The 19823-nt window shown below is 60.7% G+C and carries 21 protein-coding genes; 13 read left to right on the top strand and 8 right to left on the bottom strand.

The window, feature by feature from the left end; genetic code table 11:
* Nucleotides 1-311: 311 nt before the first annotated feature.
* Together rhtA and HBJ59_RS31250 are read left to right on the top strand one after the other, a co-directional pair.
* Nucleotides 312-1199, top strand: a complete 888-nt coding sequence (gene rhtA, locus HBJ59_RS31255; RefSeq protein ID WP_167665788.1) for a threonine/homoserine exporter RhtA — start codon at nucleotides 312-314, stop codon at nucleotides 1197-1199.
* Between the two features lie 167 nt (nucleotides 1200-1366).
* Nucleotides 1367-1648: a hypothetical protein gene (locus HBJ59_RS31250; RefSeq protein ID WP_076016657.1), complete on the top strand. Its 282-nt coding sequence runs from the start codon at nucleotides 1367-1369 to the stop codon at nucleotides 1646-1648.
* Nucleotides 1649-1660: 12 nt separating this feature from the next.
* Here the strand turns inward: HBJ59_RS31250 and HBJ59_RS31245 are convergent, their stop codons facing one another.
* Entirely contained in the window at nucleotides 1661-2221 is a 561-nt protein-coding gene (locus HBJ59_RS31245) for a TetR/AcrR family transcriptional regulator (RefSeq protein ID WP_076016656.1), read from the bottom strand.
* A gap of 87 nt (nucleotides 2222-2308) precedes the next feature.
* On the opposite strand from HBJ59_RS31245, the gene HBJ59_RS31240 reads away from it, so the two are divergent.
* Together HBJ59_RS31240 and HBJ59_RS31235 are read left to right on the top strand one after the other, a co-directional pair.
* Nucleotides 2309-3040: an SDR family oxidoreductase gene (locus HBJ59_RS31240; RefSeq protein ID WP_167665787.1), complete on the top strand. Its 732-nt coding sequence runs from the start codon at nucleotides 2309-2311 to the stop codon at nucleotides 3038-3040.
* Between the two features lie 35 nt (nucleotides 3041-3075).
* Nucleotides 3076-3666, top strand: coding sequence for a 2-hydroxychromene-2-carboxylate isomerase (locus HBJ59_RS31235; protein WP_167665786.1), 591 nt, complete (start codon nucleotides 3076-3078; stop codon nucleotides 3664-3666).
* Here HBJ59_RS31235 and HBJ59_RS31230 read toward each other — a convergent pair.
* The 3 genes from HBJ59_RS31230 to HBJ59_RS31220 all read right to left on the bottom strand — a co-directional run bounded on the left by HBJ59_RS31230 (nucleotide 3663) and on the right by HBJ59_RS31220 (nucleotide 7167).
* Nucleotides 3663-5471: an aminopeptidase P family protein gene (locus tag HBJ59_RS31230; protein WP_167665785.1), complete on the bottom strand. Its 1809-nt coding sequence runs from the start codon at nucleotides 5469-5471 to the stop codon at nucleotides 3663-3665. The genes HBJ59_RS31235 and HBJ59_RS31230 overlap by 4 nt on opposite strands.
* Before the next feature lie 36 nt (nucleotides 5472-5507).
* Nucleotides 5508-6668 carry a cysteine desulfurase family protein gene (locus HBJ59_RS31225; RefSeq protein ID WP_167665784.1) on the bottom strand — a complete coding sequence of 387 codons (1161 nt, stop codon included), beginning with the start codon at nucleotides 6666-6668 and terminating at the stop codon, nucleotides 5508-5510.
* A 229-nt stretch (nucleotides 6669-6897) separates the two neighbouring features.
* Nucleotides 6898-7167 carry a DUF547 domain-containing protein gene (locus HBJ59_RS31220; protein WP_167665783.1) on the bottom strand — a complete coding sequence of 90 codons (270 nt, stop codon included), beginning with the start codon at nucleotides 7165-7167 and terminating at the stop codon, nucleotides 6898-6900.
* A 396-nt stretch (nucleotides 7168-7563) separates the two neighbouring features.
* Between HBJ59_RS31220 and msuE the strand changes: the two genes are divergently transcribed.
* Genes msuE through HBJ59_RS31200 form a run of 4 tightly spaced genes read left to right on the top strand, consistent with a single transcriptional unit; the run spans nucleotide 7564 to nucleotide 11632 of the window.
* Entirely contained in the window at nucleotides 7564-8127 is a 564-nt protein-coding gene (msuE, locus tag HBJ59_RS31215; RefSeq protein WP_017476818.1) for an FMN reductase, read from the top strand.
* Nucleotides 8128-8136: 9 nt separating this feature from the next.
* Nucleotides 8137-9282, top strand: coding sequence for an FMNH2-dependent alkanesulfonate monooxygenase (gene ssuD / locus HBJ59_RS31210; protein WP_076016649.1), 1146 nt, complete (start codon nucleotides 8137-8139; stop codon nucleotides 9280-9282).
* Between the two features lie 47 nt (nucleotides 9283-9329).
* Nucleotides 9330-10517 carry an acyl-CoA dehydrogenase family protein gene (locus HBJ59_RS31205; protein WP_167665782.1) on the top strand — a complete coding sequence of 396 codons (1188 nt, stop codon included), beginning with the start codon at nucleotides 9330-9332 and terminating at the stop codon, nucleotides 10515-10517.
* Between the two features lie 11 nt (nucleotides 10518-10528).
* Nucleotides 10529-11632, top strand: a complete 1104-nt coding sequence (locus tag HBJ59_RS31200; protein ID WP_076016647.1) for a sigma-54-dependent Fis family transcriptional regulator — start codon at nucleotides 10529-10531, stop codon at nucleotides 11630-11632.
* Here HBJ59_RS31200 and HBJ59_RS31195 read toward each other — a convergent pair.
* Nucleotides 11624-11986, bottom strand: coding sequence for an antibiotic biosynthesis monooxygenase (locus tag HBJ59_RS31195; protein ID WP_167665781.1), 363 nt, complete (start codon nucleotides 11984-11986; stop codon nucleotides 11624-11626). The genes HBJ59_RS31200 and HBJ59_RS31195 overlap by 9 nt on opposite strands.
* A gap of 90 nt (nucleotides 11987-12076) precedes the next feature.
* On the opposite strand from HBJ59_RS31195, the gene soxR reads away from it, so the two are divergent.
* Nucleotides 12077-12526, top strand: coding sequence for a redox-sensitive transcriptional activator SoxR (gene soxR, locus HBJ59_RS31190; RefSeq protein WP_076016646.1), 450 nt, complete (start codon nucleotides 12077-12079; stop codon nucleotides 12524-12526).
* Nucleotides 12527-12650: 124 nt separating this feature from the next.
* On the opposite strand, the gene HBJ59_RS31185 is transcribed toward soxR, so the two are convergent.
* The 3 genes from HBJ59_RS31185 to HBJ59_RS31175 are packed head-to-tail and all read right to left on the bottom strand — an operon-like array spanning nucleotide 12651 to nucleotide 15343.
* Entirely contained in the window at nucleotides 12651-13421 is a 771-nt protein-coding gene (locus HBJ59_RS31185; protein WP_076016645.1) for a MetQ/NlpA family ABC transporter substrate-binding protein, read from the bottom strand.
* A 29-nt stretch (nucleotides 13422-13450) separates the two neighbouring features.
* Nucleotides 13451-14116, bottom strand: coding sequence for a methionine ABC transporter permease (locus tag HBJ59_RS31180; RefSeq protein ID WP_167665780.1), 666 nt, complete (start codon nucleotides 14114-14116; stop codon nucleotides 13451-13453).
* Nucleotides 14117-14119: 3 nt separating this feature from the next.
* Nucleotides 14120-15343 carry an SfnB family sulfur acquisition oxidoreductase gene (locus HBJ59_RS31175; RefSeq protein WP_167665779.1) on the bottom strand — a complete coding sequence of 408 codons (1224 nt, stop codon included), beginning with the start codon at nucleotides 15341-15343 and terminating at the stop codon, nucleotides 14120-14122.
* A 235-nt stretch (nucleotides 15344-15578) separates the two neighbouring features.
* Here HBJ59_RS31175 and HBJ59_RS31170 point away from each other — a divergent pair, with 235 nt between their 5' ends.
* From HBJ59_RS31170 to HBJ59_RS31155, 4 genes are all read left to right on the top strand, one after another.
* A complete protein-coding gene (locus HBJ59_RS31170) occupies nucleotides 15579-16040 on the top strand; it encodes a VOC family protein (RefSeq protein ID WP_167665778.1) in 462 nt (153 codons plus the stop codon).
* 257 nt (nucleotides 16041-16297) lie between these two features.
* Nucleotides 16298-17173, top strand: a complete 876-nt coding sequence (locus HBJ59_RS31165; RefSeq protein WP_167665777.1) for an alpha/beta fold hydrolase — start codon at nucleotides 16298-16300, stop codon at nucleotides 17171-17173.
* Between the two features lie 97 nt (nucleotides 17174-17270).
* Nucleotides 17271-18575 (top strand): C4-dicarboxylate transporter DctA, encoded by a 1305-nt coding sequence (dctA, locus tag HBJ59_RS31160; protein WP_076016640.1) that lies wholly within the window; start codon nucleotides 17271-17273, stop codon nucleotides 18573-18575.
* Nucleotides 18576-18764: 189 nt separating this feature from the next.
* Nucleotides 18765-19679, top strand: coding sequence for a LysR substrate-binding domain-containing protein (locus HBJ59_RS31155; RefSeq protein WP_218586025.1), 915 nt, complete (start codon nucleotides 18765-18767; stop codon nucleotides 19677-19679).
* The last annotated feature ends 144 nt before the right edge of the window (nucleotides 19680-19823 follow it).

The raw sequence follows: 19823 nt of genomic DNA, 5'->3' as shown, positions 1-19823 counted from the left end.
CAACACCGCCTTACTAACTCCTTCTGGGCTTCGATAATCTGAAGCAGCTCGCTGTCGAAACCTACATAACTCTTTGTTTACCAAGGAGTTTTCCGTTTCGGCTGCGCCGGAAGTGGGGCGAATTATAGACTTCCAGAATCTGCCGTCAACCCTTAATTTAGCTTTTCTATCAATCCATCCCGACGATCACAGAATCCACCTATATATAGAGGAATACTGGGCAAGCTGAGCAATATATTGCTCATCGCTGAACAGTTAAGCATCATAGTCACTTCTGCTACTTCAAATATGACCTTGGACGAACACCCTCAATGACCACTTCCCCCCGTAGCCTGGCCTCGACATTGTTTCCGGTCGGCCTGCTGCTCATTGCCATGGCCTCCATTCAATCAGGCGCATCACTCGCCAAAAGCATGTTCCCCATTGTAGGCGCCCAAGGCACCACCACCCTGCGCTTGATTTTCGCCAGCGTGATCATGCTGCTTCTATTACGTCCCTGGCGCGCCAAGCTCACAGCCAAGTCCCTCCAGACCGTGGTCGTCTACGGAATGGCCTTGGGCGGGATGAACTTCCTCTTCTATATGTCACTGCGAACCGTTCCACTGGGAATCGCAGTAGCCCTGGAGTTCACCGGCCCACTGGCCGTCGCCATTTATGCTTCGCGGCGTGCTGTGGACTTTCTCTGGATAGCCTTGGCCATCATTGGCCTTCTGCTGCTGATCCCCATGGGAGAAGCCAGCAACGGCATTGACCTGACCGGCGCCGCTTACGCACTGGGCGCAGGTGTGTGCTGGGCGCTCTATATTTTGTTCGGCCAAAAGGCCGGCGCTGACAACGGCGTACAAACCGCCGCCCTAGGTGTAATGATTGCCGCACTATTTGTCGCGCCGATCGGAATTGTCCACGCGGGCGCGGCATTACTCACTCCCTCCCTGATCCCGATTGCCATTGGTGTCGCCATTTTATCCACCGCCCTGCCCTACACCCTGGAGATGGTCGCCCTGACTCGCCTGCCCGCCCGCACATTCGGAACCTTGATGAGTATCGAGCCCGCGTTCGGCGCACTGTCCGGCCTGTTTTTCCTTCAAGAACACTTGTCCCTGGCGCAGTGGCTGGCGATCACCTGCATCATCCTAGCCTCCGTTGGCGCAACCCTGACCATGCGTAACGAATCAAAGCCACTCGTTCCTGCAGATTAATTCAGGATTTGACGTAGCTCTGGCATTTGCCGCTCAATTAGGCCATGTTTAGACCGTAACCCAGTGTCAGTCATGGAGAATTTAGATAAGGACATCATGAACGCTACAGTCGAGAGCGAGCAAAGCCAGCTTCGTGCTGTTAAGCGAGGCGGCTATTAAGGATAGGAATGAAGCGAATTTTGATGCTGTTGATGATTGTGGCGATTGCAGGTTGCGCCGCGACCACCAAGACCGAAGTGAAACGGGGGAAAAAGGGCCTGCATATCAACTGCTCGGGACTGTCCTCCTCCTGGGACAAGTGCTACGCCAGCGCAGCTAATTCATGTGGAGCCAAAGGCTATAAGGTCATCGCCAAGTCAGGCGACAACGCCGAAGACCCGGGCGACTACCCGTTCGGCCTCAACCCCGCCGGCTACACCAGCCGAAGCATGATTGTCATCTGCAAGTAGCTGTCGACGCTCTCATAGCTTCGCCAGCTGTTGACTGAGTACATCGTAGTTCGATGACAGGACCTGCGCCTGCACCTGTGGGCTGACCATCATCCGTGCCACTACCAGGGCACCGATGCATTGCGACAGGATCGACCACGCCAGGTCCTCGCTGCCCAACGTTGCAGCCCACCCCGCCTGCAATCGGCAAATCCAGTCCTGCGCCTGTTGCCGTACAGCCACATCAGACCGCGCAATCTCCGCTCCCAGGCTCGGCAACGCGCAGCCCACTTCCGACTGCTCCACATGGGCCATGCTCAAATAGAACTTCAGACAGCGATCCAGCCGTTCCCGACTCTGCATACCATTGCCGTTCAAGCGCTCAAGACTATGGCTCAATTCACGTTCGACAATCGAGCCGAACAGCTCGTCCTTCGAGGCGAAGTGGCTATAAAACGCGCCGCCACTCAAGCCAATGGCTTTCATCAAGCCATCCACCCCGACACTGGCAAACCCTTCTTTCTTCGCCAAGGCCGCGCTGCTATCCAGCAGCTTCTCTCTGGTTTCCTGCTTATGACTGGCCGAATATCGCATCACTTCCCTCTCTGTTGGCAGCTTGACGCATGTCGGATCGTAGCATAACGTTCGTTTGGCTAACGATCGTTTACCAAAGGATCTCCCATGACGAACAACAAGAAAATCGTACTGGTAGTGGGTGCCGGCGATGCTACCGGTGGCGCCATCGCCAAGCGCTTTGCCCGTGAGGGTTATGTCGCCTGCGTTACCCGGCGCAGCGCCGATAAACTGCAACCCTTGGTGGAAAGCATCCACGCGGCAGGTGGAGAAGCGCATGGCTTTGCCTGCGATGCCCGCAAGGAAGAGGACGTCATCGCCCTGATCGAACAGATTGAAACCGAGTTGGGGCCCATCGAAGCCTTCGTCTTCAACATCGGCGCCAACGTACCGTGCAGTATCCTGGAAGAAACCGCCCGCAAGTACTTCAAGATTTGGGAGATGGCCTGTTTCTCAGGCTTCCTCAACGCCAGGGAAGTAGCCAAGCGCATGGTCACCCGTAATCGCGGGACCATCCTGTTTACCGGTGCCACCGCCGGCCTGCGTGGCGCCGCCGGCTTTGCTGCATTTGCTGGAGCCAAACACGGGATCCGCGCGCTGGCGCAAAGCATGGCCCGCGAACTGGGCCCGCGAAATATCCACGTCGCCCACGTAGTCGTCGATGGCGCCATCGACACCGACTTCATCCGCGACAACTTCCCGCAAAAGTACGCCCTCAAGGATCAGGACGGCATTCTCAACCCTGAGCACATCGCCGATAACTATTGGTACCTGCATAGCCAGCCGCGGGACGCCTGGACCTTCGAGCTGGACCTGCGCCCTTGGAATGAACCCTGGTAAGCACGCCTCATAACAATAAACAGCGAGTACACAGCATGAGTAAAACCGTGGAGTTTTTCTTCGATCTCGGCAGCCCTGCCACCTATTTGGCCTATACCCAGCTTCCAGCTCTATGCGCGGCAAGCGGCGCCCATCTGATTTATAAACCAATGCTGCTGGGCGGCGTGTTCAAGGCCACCGGCAATGCGTCACCGGCCACCGTTCCCGCCAAAGGCCGCTACATGTTCCAGGACCTGGCGCGCTATGCCCAGCGCTACAACGTCCCGCTCAAGTTCAATCCGCACTTTCCCATCAACACCTTGCTGCTGATGCGTGCAGTCACCGGCATTCAGATGCACCAGCCCGAGCGCTTTCTCGATTTTATCGACTGCCTGTTTCGCGCGCTTTGGGTAGAGGGCCGTCACTTGGGAGACCTGTCCGTGGTAGCCGCAGTTCTGACCGAACATGGCTTTGATCCCGAAGAAGTGCTGGCACTGAGCAATGACGACGAGGTCAAGGCCGCCCTCAAGGACAACACCGAACACGCCATCCAACGTGGCGTATTCGGTGCTCCCAGTCTGTTTGTCGGCAACCAGTTGTTCTTCGGCCAGGATCGCCTGGACTTTGTGCGTGAAGCGCTGAGCTAGATCGCTGCTGTACGCACCTGCAACCACTCCAGCGCAGCGCCACTGAGCAGCGGACTCAGGCGCTCGCGCACTTGCGCATGGTAGTCGTTGAACCACTGGCGCTCTTCCACCGTCAGCAGCGACGGCTCCAGGCAACGGGTATCGATCGGGCACAGGGTGAGTGTCTCGAACTTGAGGAACTCGCCAAACTCGGTCTTGCCCGCTTCACGGTTCAACACCAGGTTCTCGATGCGCACGCCCCAACGGCCCGGACGGTAAGTGCCCGGTTCGATGGACGTAATCATGCCCGCCTGCATCGCCGTTTGCGGCGCAGCGACGGCTTGGTAGGCGATCACCTGCGGACCTTCATGCACATTTAGGAAATAACCTACGCCATGGCCGGTACCGTGGCCGTAGTCCACGCCTTCAGCCCAGATCGGAGCGCGGGCGATGGAGTCCAGCAGCGGCGAAAGAATCCCCTTGGGGAAATGCGCGCGGGACAACGCGATCACACCCTTGAGCACACGCGTGCAATCGCGCTTCTGCTCTTCGCTTGGCGTGCCGATAGGCACCATCCGCGTGATATCGGTCGTGCCGCCCAGGTACTGGCCACCCGAGTCGATCAGCAGCAAACCATCGCCTTCGATCAGCGCGTGCTCTTCTTCAGTCGCGTGATAGTGCGGCATCGCACCGTTGGCGTTGAACGCGGCAATCGTATTGAAGCTCAACGACACATAACCCGGACGACGGGTACGGGCCGCGGTCAGGTGTTCATCAATGGTCAGCTCGGTGATGCGTTCGCGACCCAACGCGCTGTCGAGCCAGGCGAAGAATTCGCACAGGGCCGCACCATCCTGCTCCATGGCCTGACGAATATGCTCGGCGTCCGCCAGGCTTTTGCGCGACTTGGCCAAGGTGGTAGGGTTCAGGCCTTCGATCAGCGTCACGCCACTGCCGAGGTTTTCCAGCAAGCCAGCGGTCACCCGTGCCGGGTCGACCTGCACACTGGTGCCCGAAGGAATATCCTTCAAAGCCGCCGCAACTTCGCTGTAATCCCGCAGGGTCACGCCATCCTGTTCCAGCACGGCGCGAAGCTCGGCGTCGACCTTGCTCAAGGCCACAAACAACGTCGCCTGCTGCTGGCCGATCAAGGCAAAGGATACAAACACCGGGTTGAACGAAACGTCGCCGCCGCGCAGGTTAAACAGCCAGGCAATGTCGTCCAGGGTCGCGATGAAATGCCAGTCGGCGCCTTTCTCCTGCAGGCTGGAACGCAAGGCGGCGAGTTTTTCGCCACGGCTCACGGTGGCCTGCGGCGGCAAATGCTGATAGATCGGCTGGTTCGGCAAGGTCGGACGGTCTTGCCAGACTTCATTCAACAGGTCGATGTCCGTACGCAAGCGTGCACCACGTGCCTCCAGCTTGCTGCCCAAGGTACGTGCCGATGCAACGGCCATGACCGCGCCATCCACGGCCACCACACCGCCTTCCGGCGTCTGTTCCGCCAGCCATTCCAGCGGCCCGGGCTGGCCGGGTTGCAGCTTGACCAACTCGATACCACTGCCTTTGAGTTCCTTGGTCGCCTGTTCCCAATAACGACTGTCGGCCCACACACCGGCGAAATCAGCGGTGACAATCAACGTGCCCACCGACCCATGAAACCCCGACAACCACTGACGGCCCTGCCAGTAACCCGGCAGGTATTCGGACAAATGCGGGTCGGCCGACGGCACCAACAGGGCATTAATACCCTCGCGGCTCATCAGTTCGCGGGTGTGCGCCAGGCGCTGGGGAACCGTTCCATGGGTCAAAGGCTGTGTGCTCATCGTGTCTCCTGCTAACCACTAATAATTGTTATGGGGTCAAACGGCCCAGAAAGCCGGTGCGCTGGCCAGTGCGGCCTTGATCAACTGAACCGCCTGATCGATGTCCTGCTCGGTGGTAAACCGCCCGAGGCTCAAGCGTATGGTGCGACCTGCGCTGCGAGCATCATGGCCCAGCGCAAGAAGCACATGGGACGGTGCATTGCTTGCCGAATTGCAGGCCGAAGTGGCCGAGAAGGCAATGCCCGCGCTCAACGCGGCGGAATTGAATTCGCCCTCGCTGAACGTCAGGCTCAAGGTATGGGGAATACGTTGGGTAAGACTGCCATTGAGGCGCACCCCGGCAATCGTATTCAGCTGTTCCAGCAGGCGCTCGCGCAGGGCAACAATGGTCGCCTTTTCTTCAGCAAAGGACGCTGCCGCCAGGGCGAACGCCGTGCCCATGCCGGCGATCTGGTGAGTCGCCAGGGTTCCGGAACGCAAGCCGCCTTCATGGCCACCGCCGTGAATCTGCGCCAGCACTTTCTGCTGCGCACGTGGGCCGACGTACAGCGCGCCGATGCCCTTGGGGCCATAGAGTTTGTGGGCGGAAAATGACATCAGGTCCACCGGCCACTCAGCCAGGTCAATCGCGACCTTACCGGCGCCCTGCGCCGCATCCACATGAAATAACGCACCGTGTTCACGCACTCGCGCGCCAATCGCCTGGATATCGTTGAGGGTGCCCAGCTCGTTGTTCACCAGCATCAGCGACACCAGGAAGGTGTCCTCACGCAACGCTTCGCTCACCGCCTCGACGCTGATCAAACCCTCGGCGTCCGGCACCAGGTACGTCACCGCAACCCCGGCTTCCTGCAGTTGGCGGGCGGTGTCGAGCGTGGCCTTGTGTTCAATCTGGCTGGTGATGATATGCCCACCGGCCACGCCCCGCGCCTGGGCGACGCCCTTGATGGCGAGGTTGTTGGACTCCGTGGCACCGGAGGTCCAGACGATCTGTGCCGGCTCCCCGCCAACCAGTTCGGCCACTTGGCCCCGCGCCTGCTCAACCGTTTGCCGGGCCTGTTGGCCGAACGCATGGGAACTGGACGCAGGGTTACCGAAATTGGCGTTGAAGCCCAGGCACTCGACCATCACCTGGATGACCCGCTCATCCACCGGCGTGGTGGCGGCGTAGTCGAAATACAGCGGACGTTTATTCATGACGTTAAAGACTCGCAGAGCATGTTCCCGAGAACAACGTCTCAGGGGCAGCGATCAGGAAGGAAGATGGTTTACCTGATTCCGTGCCGTTAAAGAAAGACCACTTTATTTAAAAGTGCGTAGGAACGCTCCTGAAATTCAGCTTAACAGGCTCCGGGAAACGGATGGCAAACAAAAAGCCCGAGGTTCCTGTGGGAAACCTCGGGCTTTTTCAGACCTCGCCACTGACTCAGCTGGGGCGACCGTGCAGCGTCATGCCGCGCTCGGCATTCATTTCACCCTGACGGTCGAAACCAAAGGTTTTCTGTGGCTGGCCGGTCAGTTCGGCTTTCTTCTGTTGGTATTCATCAAACGACAGGCCTCGACGGCTCAGGGCTTCCAGCGCCAGCCCCTTGCTCTCTTCCGCCGAGTAGGCCCGCAGTTCAGGCGACGAATGTGTCGCGCAACCGGCAAGGACTGAGGTGACAAGCAATACGGAAATGGCGAGAAAACGGTTCATGGCGAAGGTCCTGCGAAACGGGTTGAAGTCAATGAGCACAGGCTACTCCCGCCCCTGCACGGTGAAAAATCATCAGCCGTGATAGTCGCTATCAACCCTTGCAACACCTGTGATAGCCAGTCTTATATTCCATGCAGATCTATAAATATGGAAATACGTTCATTTACGGAATAAACACAACCCTCTATAAATGGCTTCAACGCTCACGCCACTGTTCGCCTGGCAACTGTTGCTCAGGCAACAGTCATTCAACAAAACACCAGGCAGACAACACCGTCATTTTCCAACACCTGGCCCACAACCCCCACCAGTCAAGGCCTGCGCAGCTTGGTACAGCTCTTGCTCAAGCCCTGCTACTGCTCTTGCCCTGAGCCACTGTTGAAAAAGGAACTGTTGATGACCCGTCCACTGAATGTCGTTGCCCTCTCCGGCGGAACCTGGCGCCCGTCCCGCACCCTGGTGTTGACCCAGGCCGTGCTGGCCGAACTGGCCAATCAATTGCCGATCCAGACCACCCTGATTGAACTGGGCGACATTGCCCGGCCACTGGGCGGCGCACTGTCACGCCAGGAACTGCCCGCCGACGTCGAGGCGCAACTGCACGCCATCGAACAGGCCGACTTGCTGATCGTCGCCGCCCCGGTGTATCGCGGTTCCTACCCAGGCCTGCTCAAGCACCTGTTCGACCTGGTCGACCTCAACGCCCTGATCAACACCCCGGTGTTACTCGCGGCCACCGGCGGCAGTGAACGCCACGCGCTGGTACTCGATCACCAGTTGCGCCCGCTGTTCAGTTTCTTCCAGGCCCTGACTTTGCCGATTGGCGTGTACGCCACTGAGGCCGACTTCACCGACTACCAAATAACCAGTGAGCCCTTGAAGGCCCGCATTCGCCTTGCTGCAGAACGCGCCGCGCCGTTGTTTGCCGCGCATCCCACCTCTCTGCTGAAAATCGCTTAAGGATTTGTCATGGATGTTTTCTGGTTTCTGCCTACACACGGTGACGGCCATTACCTGGGCACCACCCAAGGCGCTCGCCCGGTCACCCTCAACTATTTGAAACAAGTCGCCCAAGCCGCAGACAACCTCGGCTACCACGGCGTGCTGATCCCCACCGGCCGCTCCTGCGAAGACTCTTGGGTGATCGCCTCGGCGCTGGTGCCGCTGACCGAACGCCTGCGCTACCTGGTAGCGATTCGCCCGGGGATCATCTCGCCGACCGTCTCCGCACGCATGGCCGCCACCCTAGACCGCCTGTCCAATGGCCGCCTGTTGATCAACGTGGTGACCGGCGGTGACCCCGACGAAAACCGCGGCGACGGCAGCTTCCTCGATCACAGCGAACGCTACGAAGTGACCGACGAATTCCTCAAGATCTGGCGCCGCGTGTTGCAGGGCGAATCCGTGGACTTCGAGGGCAAACACCTGCGTGTGCAGAACGCCAAGGCACTTTACCCACCGGTGCAGAAGCCGTATCCACCGTTGTACTTCGGCGGTTCCTCCGACGCCGCCCACGACCTCGCCGCCGAACAAGTCGACGTGTACCTGACCTGGGGTGAACCACCGGCCGCCGTCGCGGAAAAACTCGCCGACGTGCGTGAGCGCGCCGCCCGCCACGGGCGCACCGTCAAATTCGGGATTCGCCTGCATGTGATCGTGCGCGAAACCGAGGAAGACGCCTGGAACGCCGCCGCCAAACTCATCGAACACATCAGCGACGAAACCATCGCCGCCGCGCAAAAATCCTTCTCGCGCTTTGACTCCGAAGGCCAGCGGCGCATGGCTGCGCTGCACGACGGGCGCCGCGACAACCTGGAGATCGCCCCTAACCTGTGGGCTGGCGTCGGCCTGGTGCGTGGTGGCGCGGGCACGGCCTTGGTGGGCAACCCCCAGCAAGTCGCCGAGCGGATCAAGGAATACGCGGACCTGGGCATCGAAAGCTTCATCTTCTCCGGCTACCCGCACCTGGAAGAGGCGTATCGCTTTGCCGAACTGGTGTTCCCGCTGCTGCCGGAACCCTACGCGAGCCTGGCCGGGCGCGGCGTCACCAACCTCACCGGACCGTTCGGCGAAATGATTGCCAACGATGTCCTGCCGGCAAAAGCCAAGGCCTGACTTGCCGTCTGCCGGGGTACGCCCCGGCACACCATGAGGAATCCCGCGTGACAGCCAAACCCAACAGCGTCCTGCCCTCCCCCTTGCAGACCGCCAAACTGCTGGCCGCCGAATTCGCCCTTACTGCGGTCGAACGCGACGAGCGCGGCGGCACACCCAAGACCGAACGTGACGCCCTGCGCCAAAGCGGCTTGCTGGCCCTGAGCATTCCCACCCAATACGGCGGCCTCGGCGCCCGGTGGAGCGAGACCCTGGAGATCGTTCGCGAGTTCGCCAAAGTCGACAGTTCCATCGCCCACGTTTTCGGCTTTCATCACCTGATGCTCGCCACCGTGCGGCTGTTCTCCCGCCCGGAGCAATGGCAACCCTGGTTCGAACAGACCGCGCGCAAAAACTGGTTCTGGGGCAACGCCCTCAACCCGCTGGACACGCGCACGGTGGTCAAAGCCTTCGGCGGCTGGCGCGAGTTTTCCGGCAAGAAAAGCTTCTGCTCAGGCGCCAGCGACTCGGAAATGCTGATCGCCTCGGCGGTGGATGAAAGCGCCGGCGGCAAGCTGCTGATCGCGGCCATCCCCAGCGGGCGCAGCGGCATCACTTTGCACAATGACTGGAACAACATTGGCCAGCGCCAGACCGACAGCGGCAGCGCCAGCTTCGAACGGGTACGCGTGGAGGAGTCGGAATTGCTCCTCGATCCCGGCCCGCTGAGCACACCCTTTGCCTGCCTGCGCCCGCTGATCGCCCAGTTGACCTTCACCCACATGTTCCTCGGCATCGCCGAAGGCGCTTTCGAAGAAGCAAGAAATTACACCCTGACCGAAACCCGGCCCTGGCATAAATCCACGGTACAGGACATTCGACAGGACCCGTACGTGCTCAACCACTACGGCGAATTCTGGGTCGCCCTTGAAGGCGTGCGCCTGCTGGTAAAGCGTGCCGCCGAACTGCTGGACCAGGCCTGGGCCAAGGGCCCGAGCCTCAGCGAAAGCGAGCGCGGCGAACTGGCCATTGCCATCGCCACGGCCAAGGTCGCCGCCACACGCAACGGCCTGGAGCTGTGCAGCCGCCTGTTCGAAGTCACCGGCGCGCGTTCCACCCACGCCTCCCTGCGCCTGGACCGGCACTGGCGCAACCTGCGCACGCAAACCTTGCACGACCCGGTGGACTACAAACTCCACGAACTGGGGGACTGGGCGTTGAACCAGTCCCTGCCGATTCCCACGTTCTACTCCTAGAAGAGGTGCCCATGCAGCTTTTAACCCTACCGCCCTCGCCCGCTCTTGCGACCTCGATCCGCGCCACGGCCCAGGTCTTCGAAGACCCGAAATCCCAGGCGCTGCTGGCGCACATCCAGCAAGTCGCGCCCAGCGAAGCCAGCGTGCTGATCATCGGCGAAACCGGCACCGGTAAAGAGTTGGTGGCGCGCCATATCCACAATCTCAGCGCCCGGCGCAACCGACCGTTCGTGGCGGTAAACTGCGGCGCGTTTTCCGAATCCCTGGTGGAAGCCGAGCTGTTCGGCCATGAAAAAGGCGCCTTCACCGGCGCCCTCGGCGCCAAGGCCGGCTGGTTCGAGGAGGCCGATGGCGGCACCTTGTTCCTCGATGAAATCGGTGATTTGCCGATGGCAATTCAGGTCAAGCTGCTGCGAGTGCTCCAGGAGCGCGAAGTGGTGCGCCTGGGCTCACGCAAAAGCATTCCCATCGACGTGCGGGTATTGGCGGCCACCAACGTTCAGTTGGAAAAGGCCATCAACGCCGGGCATTTCCGCGAAGACCTGTACTACCGCCTCGACGTGGTCAGCCTCGAACTCAGCCCATTGCGGGATCGGCCTGGCGATATCCTGCCACTGACCCGACACTTTATCGAAGCCTACAGCCAGCGCCTGGGTTACGGCCCGATCACCATCAGCCGCGAGGCCGAGCAGAAACTCAAAAGCTACAGCTGGCCGGGCAATATCCGCGAGCTGGAAAACGTGATTCATCACACCCTGCTGATCTGCCGCAACGGCGTGATCGAACGCGACGACCTGCGTCTGTCGAACATGCGCATCGAGCGTCAGGACGACAGCCAGCACGGCATCGACAACAGCGCTGAAGCCCTGCTGGAACGCGCCTTTCAAAAACTCTTCGAGGAACAGGCCGGAGCCTTGCACGAAAAGGTCGAGGATGCGCTGCTACGCGCCGCCTACCGCTTCAGCCACTACAACCAGGTGCACACCGCCAACTTGCTGGGCCTGAGCCGCAACGTGACGCGTACCCGCTTGATCAAGATCGGCGAGCTGGCAGTGAACAAGCGCCGCCCCGGCGAAAACGTGCAGGGCGAGCGCATGTTGCACCTGTCAATTTAGGCGGCAGTGCAAAGCGTTGTCATGGCTGCGCTCGATACTGCGCAGCACCTGAAACGAACCAAAGGTCACCGCCGTGGCCAGATGGGCGCGTATCAGCGTCCAGAAATCTTCCTCACCGTGCTCAAAACACTTAAAGGCCGCCTCACCGTCCTCGCGGGAGCGCCATTGCAAGTAGCTGAGCACCCGGCGTCCATCATCGCTGACCTGCACGCTGGCATTGATAAAGCCGCCATGGCCCTGGGCCAGGCGCTCGCTTTGGGCTGACAGGGCCGCTACCAACGCGGATTGCTGCTGAGGTTCGATCTGGAACTCGACCATCTGGGTAAAACTCAGACTCTTCTCTAATAGCTGCATGAACATTCCCCTCTCACTGTAGGCACAATCTTGCGATTCGATGCCACGCAGGGTAAAACCTCTAGTTAAGTCAAGGTCAAGGGCTATTTCATGGTCACCAAAGAACTCACCGTCGGCCAATTGGCGGCTCGCAGCGGCGTGGCCGTCACCGCCCTGCACTTCTACGAAACCAAGGGTTTGATCAAGAGCAGCCGCAACGCCGGCAATCAAAGGCGCTACTCGCGGGACGTGTTGCGCCGGGTGGTGGTAATCAAGATTGCCCAGCGTTTGGGCATCCCTTTGGCGACGATCCATGAGGCACTGCAAACCCTGCCCGATGGCCGCACGCCCAACGCTGCCGATTGGGAGCGCCTGTCTGCGCTGTGGCGTGAGGACCTGGACCAGCGCATCGACAAACTGATGCTGCTGCGGGACAAACTCAGTGGCTGCATTGGTTGCGGGTGTTTGTCACTGGAGGCATGCCCGTTGCGCAATCAGGATGACGTACTCGGTGAGCGCGGGCCCGGCGCTCAGCTGTTGGAGCCCAGCGTAAATCCCTGATATGGAAACCCAATCAATGTGGGAGCGGGCTTGCTCGCGAATGCGGAGTGTCAGTCACTCAATAAGTTGGCTGATCCATCGCCTTCGCGAGCAAGCCCGCTCCCACATTTGATCTCCATTGAGCTTAGAAGCCCGGAGCAATCTGTCCTTTATAACGGGTCAGGATGAACTGGCGCACTTCATCGGAGTTCAACGCCTTGGCCAGCTTCTGGATGCCCGGGTCGTTGATGTTGTCCGGGCGCGCTACCAGGTACTCGACGTACAGGCTCTTGCCCTTCTCGACGATCAACGCGCTGTTGGTGTCGATCCCCGCTTCCAGGGCGTAGTTGGCGAACACGAACGCCAGGTCCACCTGGCTCACGGAGCGGGCCAGCAACGCCCCCTCCAACTCACGAATTTTCAGGTGCTTGGGGTTTTCGACGATGTCCCGCGGGGTGGCCAAGGTATTGCTCGGGTCCTTGAGTTTGATCAGGCCGGCTTCATCCAGCAGCACCAAAGCGCGGCCGGTATTGACCGGGTCGTTGGGGATCGACACCGTCGCGCCGTCTTTCAACTCGGCAATGTTTTTGATCTTGGTCGAATAGGCACCAAACGGCTCGATGTGCACGCCAACCACCGGCACCAGATTGGTATGCCGAGTCTTGTTGTAGTCATCCAGGAACGGCCGGTACTGGTAGTAGTTGGCGTCGATGTTCTTCAGTGCCAGTTGCTGGTTGGGCTGGATGAAATCGGTGAAGACCTTGATTTGCAGGTCCACGCCTTCCTTGGCCAGCACGGGTTTTACGAACTCGAGGATCTCGGCGTGAGGCACGGGCGTGGCGCCGACGACCAGCGTCTCGTTGGCAAAGGCGTTGAAGGACAAGACAGCGGCCAAGATGGCCAGGGATTTTTTCATGGTTGCTCCGAAGGCATTAGTTATAGGAATCAACGGCGGCTGTAACGCGCCACCAAACGGTCCCCGGTCATTTGCAGGGCCTGCACCAGCACCAACAGCAGCAACACGGTGACCACCATCACGTCGGTCTGGAAACGCTGATAGCCATAGCGAATCGCCAAGTCGCCCAGGCCACCGCCACCGATCACCCCGGCCATCGCGGTGTAGTCCACCAGCACAATCGCGGTGACGGTGACCGCCGCCAACAGCCCTCCCCGGGCTTCCGGCAACAGCGTGTGGCGGATCACCTGCCAGGTGCTGGCGCCCATGGATTGGGTGGCTTCCACCACGCCACGGTCGACTTCACGCAAGGCGGTTTCCACCAGCCGCGCGAAGAACGGCGTACAGCCCACCACCAACGGCGGGATAGTGCCGGGCACGCCCAGCGAGGTGCCCACCAGCAAGGTGGTCACCGGGATCAGCACGATCAGCAGGATGATGAACGGCAGCGAACGCAACACGTTCACCACCACCGAAAGCGCCCGATACACCACCAGGGTTTCGTGCAACTGGCGCTTGCCGGTGAGGAACAACACCACCCCCAGCGGCAACCCCAGCAGCACGGTAAAACCCAGGGCCGCAGTGAGCATGCTCAGGGTTTCCAGGCAGGCCTGGCCGATGTCGGCCCAGTAGATGTTTTTAAACAGCTCGGCCATGGTTCAGGACCAGTCGTGACGCGGTGGCTTGGCACCGTTGAGTAACCAGTTGCCCACCACGTGGTACTTCCAGCGCACCGGGTCATGCAGGGTGTGCACCCGGGCGTTGCGCCAGTGGCGGTCGAAGTTGTGCTTCTTCAAGGTGGAACGGGTGCCGCCGAGTTCGAAGAGCTTGTTGCTGGCTTCTATGGCGATTTCGGTGGTCAGCACCTTGGCCCGGGCGACAGCCAGGGAGGCATGGGCAACGTTATCTTCGTCGGGTGCCGGGCGTGCGGCGTCGAGGGCTTTGCCGGCGCGCTCCAGCAAGGCTTCCGCCGCTTCGAGGCGAATATCCAGCGCGCCAACCTGAATGATGGTCAGCGGATCTTCACTGGCCTTTTCCACCCCGGCATCGATCCACGGGCGGGCGAATTGCTGGACGAACTGCACCGTGTCACGCAGCGCGGCACGGGCGATGCCGGCGTCTATCGCGGCGGTGGTCAATTGGGCGAAAGGTCCGGCCAGGGTCGGCGAATCGTAGGAGCGATGGGTAGGAAACAGATTGAAAGCCGGCACCTTCAAGTCATCGGCCAGCACCGTGCCGCTGGACGTGGTGCGCTGACCCATGCTGTCCCAGTCGTCGACCACCACCAAGCCTTCAGTACCACGGGGCACGAATGCCAACTGCGCATTTTGCTGTTCATCCAGCGCCAGCACCGCGAGCCAGTGGGCGTACAGCGAACCGGTGCAATAACCCTTGCGACCGTTGATCACATAGCCGTCGCCTTGCCGGCGGATGGTCGCCTGGATGTCCTGGACGTTCTTGCCGCCAGTTTCCGAAAGTGCATTGGCAAACCGATGCCCTTCCAGCGCCAGGCGAAAAAAGTACGCCTGCTGCTCGGGCGTACCTTGCAGGCGGATGTCTTCCAGCAGGCAGTAATGGTTCTGCGGGATCTGCCCCAGCGAAGGGTCGGCTGCCGAGATGATCGCTATCACCTGGGCAAGCACCGCGTAGGACACCTGGGCGCCGCCAAACTCACGGGGCACGCTGATGCCCCACAGGCCGCTGTTGGAATACAGGTCGACGACTTCCGCGGGCACCTGGCGGGTACGGTCGCGTTCGGCGTCTTGTTCCAGTAACACGGCGGCGACCCGATGAGCAACGGTCAGGGCCTGGGCCTCGTCGCGGATCAGCTCGGCGTGGGGCGTGTGAATCGGGTAATCGGCAGATACAGGCAGTACAGACATACAACGCTCTCGGGCGAATGATTGACCTGAGCTATTGCAGCTTCTGTGCCTGAGGCGCCAGGCCCTCAAACACAAGGGTTTGCACCCGCCGTGGCCGTAGCAAACCGCCCATGGTGCAGCAAACTGCCGGTTTGCTGTTGCCTGGCCAACACCTCGTCGGCTGCCCGCAGGCCACGGCACACGTGGCCTATAGTGAAAGGGCCGTCCCTCCATAACCACAACCAAGGAGAACGATATGAGCGTTAAACCCATTCCCGAGGGCTATCACAGCATCACGCCGTACCTGGGTATCGAAAAAGCCGCTGAAGCCATCGAGTTCTACAAGAAAGCCTTCGGCGCCACCGAAGTCATGCGCCTGGACATGCCCGACGGCAAGATCGGCCATGCCGAACTGCGCATTGGCGATTCGGCGATCATGATGGCCTCGCCCTGTGGCGAGATGTCGTTCGGCAGCCCGGGAAAAGAACATCCCAGCGTGTGCCTGCATCTGTATGTGCAGGACGTCGACCAACAGTTCGCCCAGGCGATCAAGGCTGGCGGCACGGCGATCTCAGAACCCAAGGATCAGTTTTACGGTGACCGCTCCGGGACGTTGAAAGACCCGTTCGGGCATGTGTGGTTTTTGGCCACGCGCAAGGAGGATTTGACCGAGGCGCAGGTTCGCCAGCGTGCCGAGGCGATGTTCAAACAGGGCTAGAGCCTTGCATAACCCCTGTGGCGAGGGGGCTTGTCCCCCGTTGGGCTGCGCAGCAGCCCCAAAAAAAACGGGAGCGCTTCGCACTCCAACGGGGGACAAGCCCCCTCGCCACAGGTAAACCTGACCTCAGCAAAAGCCTGACCAGAACCAGAAAGCCGGCTTCAACACACTTCATGAACAACCCCTCCACGTTTTCCCCCTTGCCCCCGGCGCCGTGTGATTTCAGGATGCAGGCAATCATCACAAGGAGTCATTCCATGTTCGCCGGATTCCAAAAAGACCAGCGCCACGTCAACGGTGTGGACATCTGCTACCGCAAAGGCGGCACGGGTCCCGGCCTGCTCCTGCTGCACGGGCACCCGCAGACCCATGTCATCTGGCACAAGGTCGCCGAGCAACTGGCCGAACACTTCACCGTGGTCGCCGCCGACCTGCGCGGTTACGGCGACAGCAGCAAGCCCGCCGCCAATGACCACCACACCCACTACTCCAAACGCGAAATGGCCCGCGACGGCGTCGAATTGATGAAGGCCCTGGGCTTCGATGAGTTCTCGGTATTGGCCCACGACCGTGGCGCCCGTGTCGCCCATCGCCTGGCACTGGACCACCCAAAGGCCGTGCAGCGCATGGTGCTGCTGGACATCGCACCGACCCTGTCCATGTACGCCCAGACCGACGAAACCTTCGCCCGCGCCTACTGGCACTGGTTCTTCCTGATCCGCCCGGCGCCGCTGCCCGAGAGCCTGATCGAAGGTAACCCTGAGCTGTACCTGCGCAGCGTCATGGGCAGCCGCAGTGCCGGGCTCAAGCCGTTCACCGACGAAGCCTTCGCCGAATACCTGCGCTGCCTGAAACTGCCCGGCACCGCCACCGGCATCTGCGAAGACTACCGCGCCGCTGCCGGCATCGACCTTGAGCACGACCGCGCCGATATCGACAAAGGCAATCACCTGGAACTGCCGTTGCTGGTGATGTGGGGCGCCGAAGGTACCGTCGGCCGCTGCTTCGAACCCCTCAAGGAATGGCAGAAAGTCGCTATCGACGTAAGTGGCAAGGCCCTGCCGGCCGGCCACTATATCGCTGAAGAAGTCCCTGAGCTGTTGCTCGGCGAAGTCCTGACCTTCCTTCGCTGAGCCTTTATGCACCGCTGATCTGACCGCTCCCGCCCCGCAGGCTTGAAACAGCTGCGACGGGAGCGGCTTGCCCAAAAAACGTCTCGAGATAATAAAAATGACAATCAGAAAACTGCTGGGAACCCTGTATGTGCAAGTGATCATCGCCATTGTGCTGGGCGTGTTGATCGGCAACCACTGGCCCCAGGTGGGCATCGACCTCAAGCCCTTGGGCGACGGTTTTATCAAGCTGATCAAGATGATCATCGGCCCGATCATCTTCTGCACGGTGGTCTCCGGCATCACCAGCATGCACGACGTGAAGCAGGTGGGCCGCGTGGGCGGCAAGGCGCTGCTGTACTTCGAGATCGTCTCCAGCATTGCCCTGGTGATCGGCATCCTCGCCGCGCACCTGCTGCACCCCGGCGTGGGTTTCAACATCGACGTGAAGACCCTCGACACCTCGGCCATCGCCGGTTTTGTCGGCCAGGCCGAACACGGCGAAGGCGTCACCGGGTTTCTGATGCATGTGATCCCGACGACCTTCTTCGATGCTTTCTCCAAAGGCGAAATCCTGCCGGTACTGTTTGTGTCGGTGCTGTTTGGCCTCGGGCTGGTGATGATCGGCGAGAAGGGCCGGCCCCTGGTGGGCGTGATCAACCAGGCCAGCGAAGTGTTCTTCCGTATCGTCGGCATGATCAGCCGCGTCGCACCAATCGGTGCGTTCGGGGCCATCGCCTTCACCATCGGTAAATACGGCCTGGGCTCGCTGCTGCCGCTGTTGAAACTGGTGGGCACGTTCTACGTCACCGCGTTTTTCTTCGTCGCCGTGGTGCTGGGCAGCATTGCCCGGTATGTGGGGTTCAGCATCTTCAAGCTTCTGACCTACATCAAAGCCGAGCTGTTGATCGTGCTGGGCACCAGTTCATCCGAATCGGCCCTGCCGCAACTGATCCAGAAACTCGAAAGCCTCGGCGCGTCCAAAGGCGTGGTGGGGATCGTGGTGCCCACTGGCTACACCTTCAACCTGGATGGCACCAACATCTATATGACCCTGGCGGTGCTGTTCCTGGCCCAGGCGACCAATATCGACCTGTCACTGGAGCAACAACTGACCCTGCTGGCGGTGGCGATGCTCACCTCCAAAGGCGCGGGTGCGGTGGTGGGTGCAGGTTTTGTCGCGCTGGCCGCGAGCCTCGCGGTGGTGCCCACGGTGCCGGTGGCGGCGATGGTGCTGATCCTGGGCGTCGACCGCTTCATGGCCGAGTGCCGTTCGCTGACCAATATCATCGGCAACGCTGTGGCCGCGCTGGTGGTGGCCGCCTGGGAAGGTGAACTGGACCGCGAGAAAATGGCCCCCATCGCCCTCAAGCATGGCCGCCATGCGCGGGCCGCCGCACAGGCGAAGATCGCCGCCGAGTAACTTAAACACCAATACCCTGTGGCGAGGGAGCTTGCTCCCGCTGGGCTGCGTAGCGGCCCCAAGATCTTTGGGAGCGCTACGCACTCCAGCGGGAGCAAGCTCCCTCGCCACAGCAAGCTCCCTCACCACAGAAGCTCCCTAGCCACACCGGTGCTATTCTGGCGGTTCATGCCGCCACGCCTGCTTCTGATGACTAACAAGAAAGATACCGTGCCTCTACCTGAAGACCTGCGGGTATTCCTGACCGTGATCCGCAAGGCCGGCTTTGCTGCGGCTGCCGATGAGTTGGGGTTATCCCCGGCCTATGTCAGCAAGCGTATCCAGATTCTCGAAACCACCCTCGCCACCCGTCTGCTGCACCGCACCAGCCGCCGCATTGCCCTGACCGAGGACGGTGAACGGGTGCAGCGCTGGGCCGTGCGTATTCTCGAGGATTTCCAGCAGCTGTCCGACGAGCTTTCCGACGCCCACGACAGCCCCCGAGGCCATCTGCACTTGTGCAGCAGCTTTGGCTTCGGCCGCAACCATGTGGCGCCGGCCCTGTCGTTGCTGGCCGAACAGTACCCGGACCTGGAAATCCGCCTGGACCTGTTCGACCGGGTGGTGGATATCGTCAGCGAGGGTTTCGACCTGGAGATCCGCGTGGGCGATGACATTCCCGGCCAACACATCGGCCGCCGGCTGGTGAGCAACCGCCGGGTGCTGTGTGCGGCGCCCGCCTACCTCGAACGCCGTGGCACGCCGCAGCACTTGGATGATCTGGAACAGCACGATTGCCTGGTGCTCAAGGAGCGCGACAACGCGTTTGGTATCTGGCACCTGGAGCGTGATGGCGTGCAGGACAGCGTGCGTGTGCGAGGGCCGTTGTCGTCCAACAATGGCGAAATTGTTTTGCAATGGGCACTTGATGGGCGTGGGGTGTTGCTGCGTTCGATGTGGGATGTGAAGCCGCTGCTGGAACAAGGGAAACTGGTCCAGGTGCTGCACGATTACACCCAGAGCGCCAACGTGTGGGCGGTGTACCCGACGCGGTTGGCGTACTCCGGGAAGTTGCGGGCGTGTGTTGAGTTTTTGCAGGAGCACTTTAAGGGGTTGTCGATTTAGCGCGTCGGGGTTGGGTACATATCCGTTGCTGTGGTAACGGCTGCTATGGGTTCCGCCCTTACGGCGGCTCACTTTTGAACAGCGCAAAAGTAAGCAAAACGCTCTTGCCCCACCACTCGGCTCCTCGCCTAGGCTCGGAGTGCC

It is taken from the genome of Pseudomonas sp. AN3A02 (assembly GCF_011765255.1).
GTDB lineage: Bacteria > Pseudomonadota > Gammaproteobacteria > Pseudomonadales > Pseudomonadaceae > Aquipseudomonas.
The sequence above is the reverse complement of the archived record's forward strand: the minus strand, read 5'-3'. Positions and strand labels throughout refer to the sequence as shown.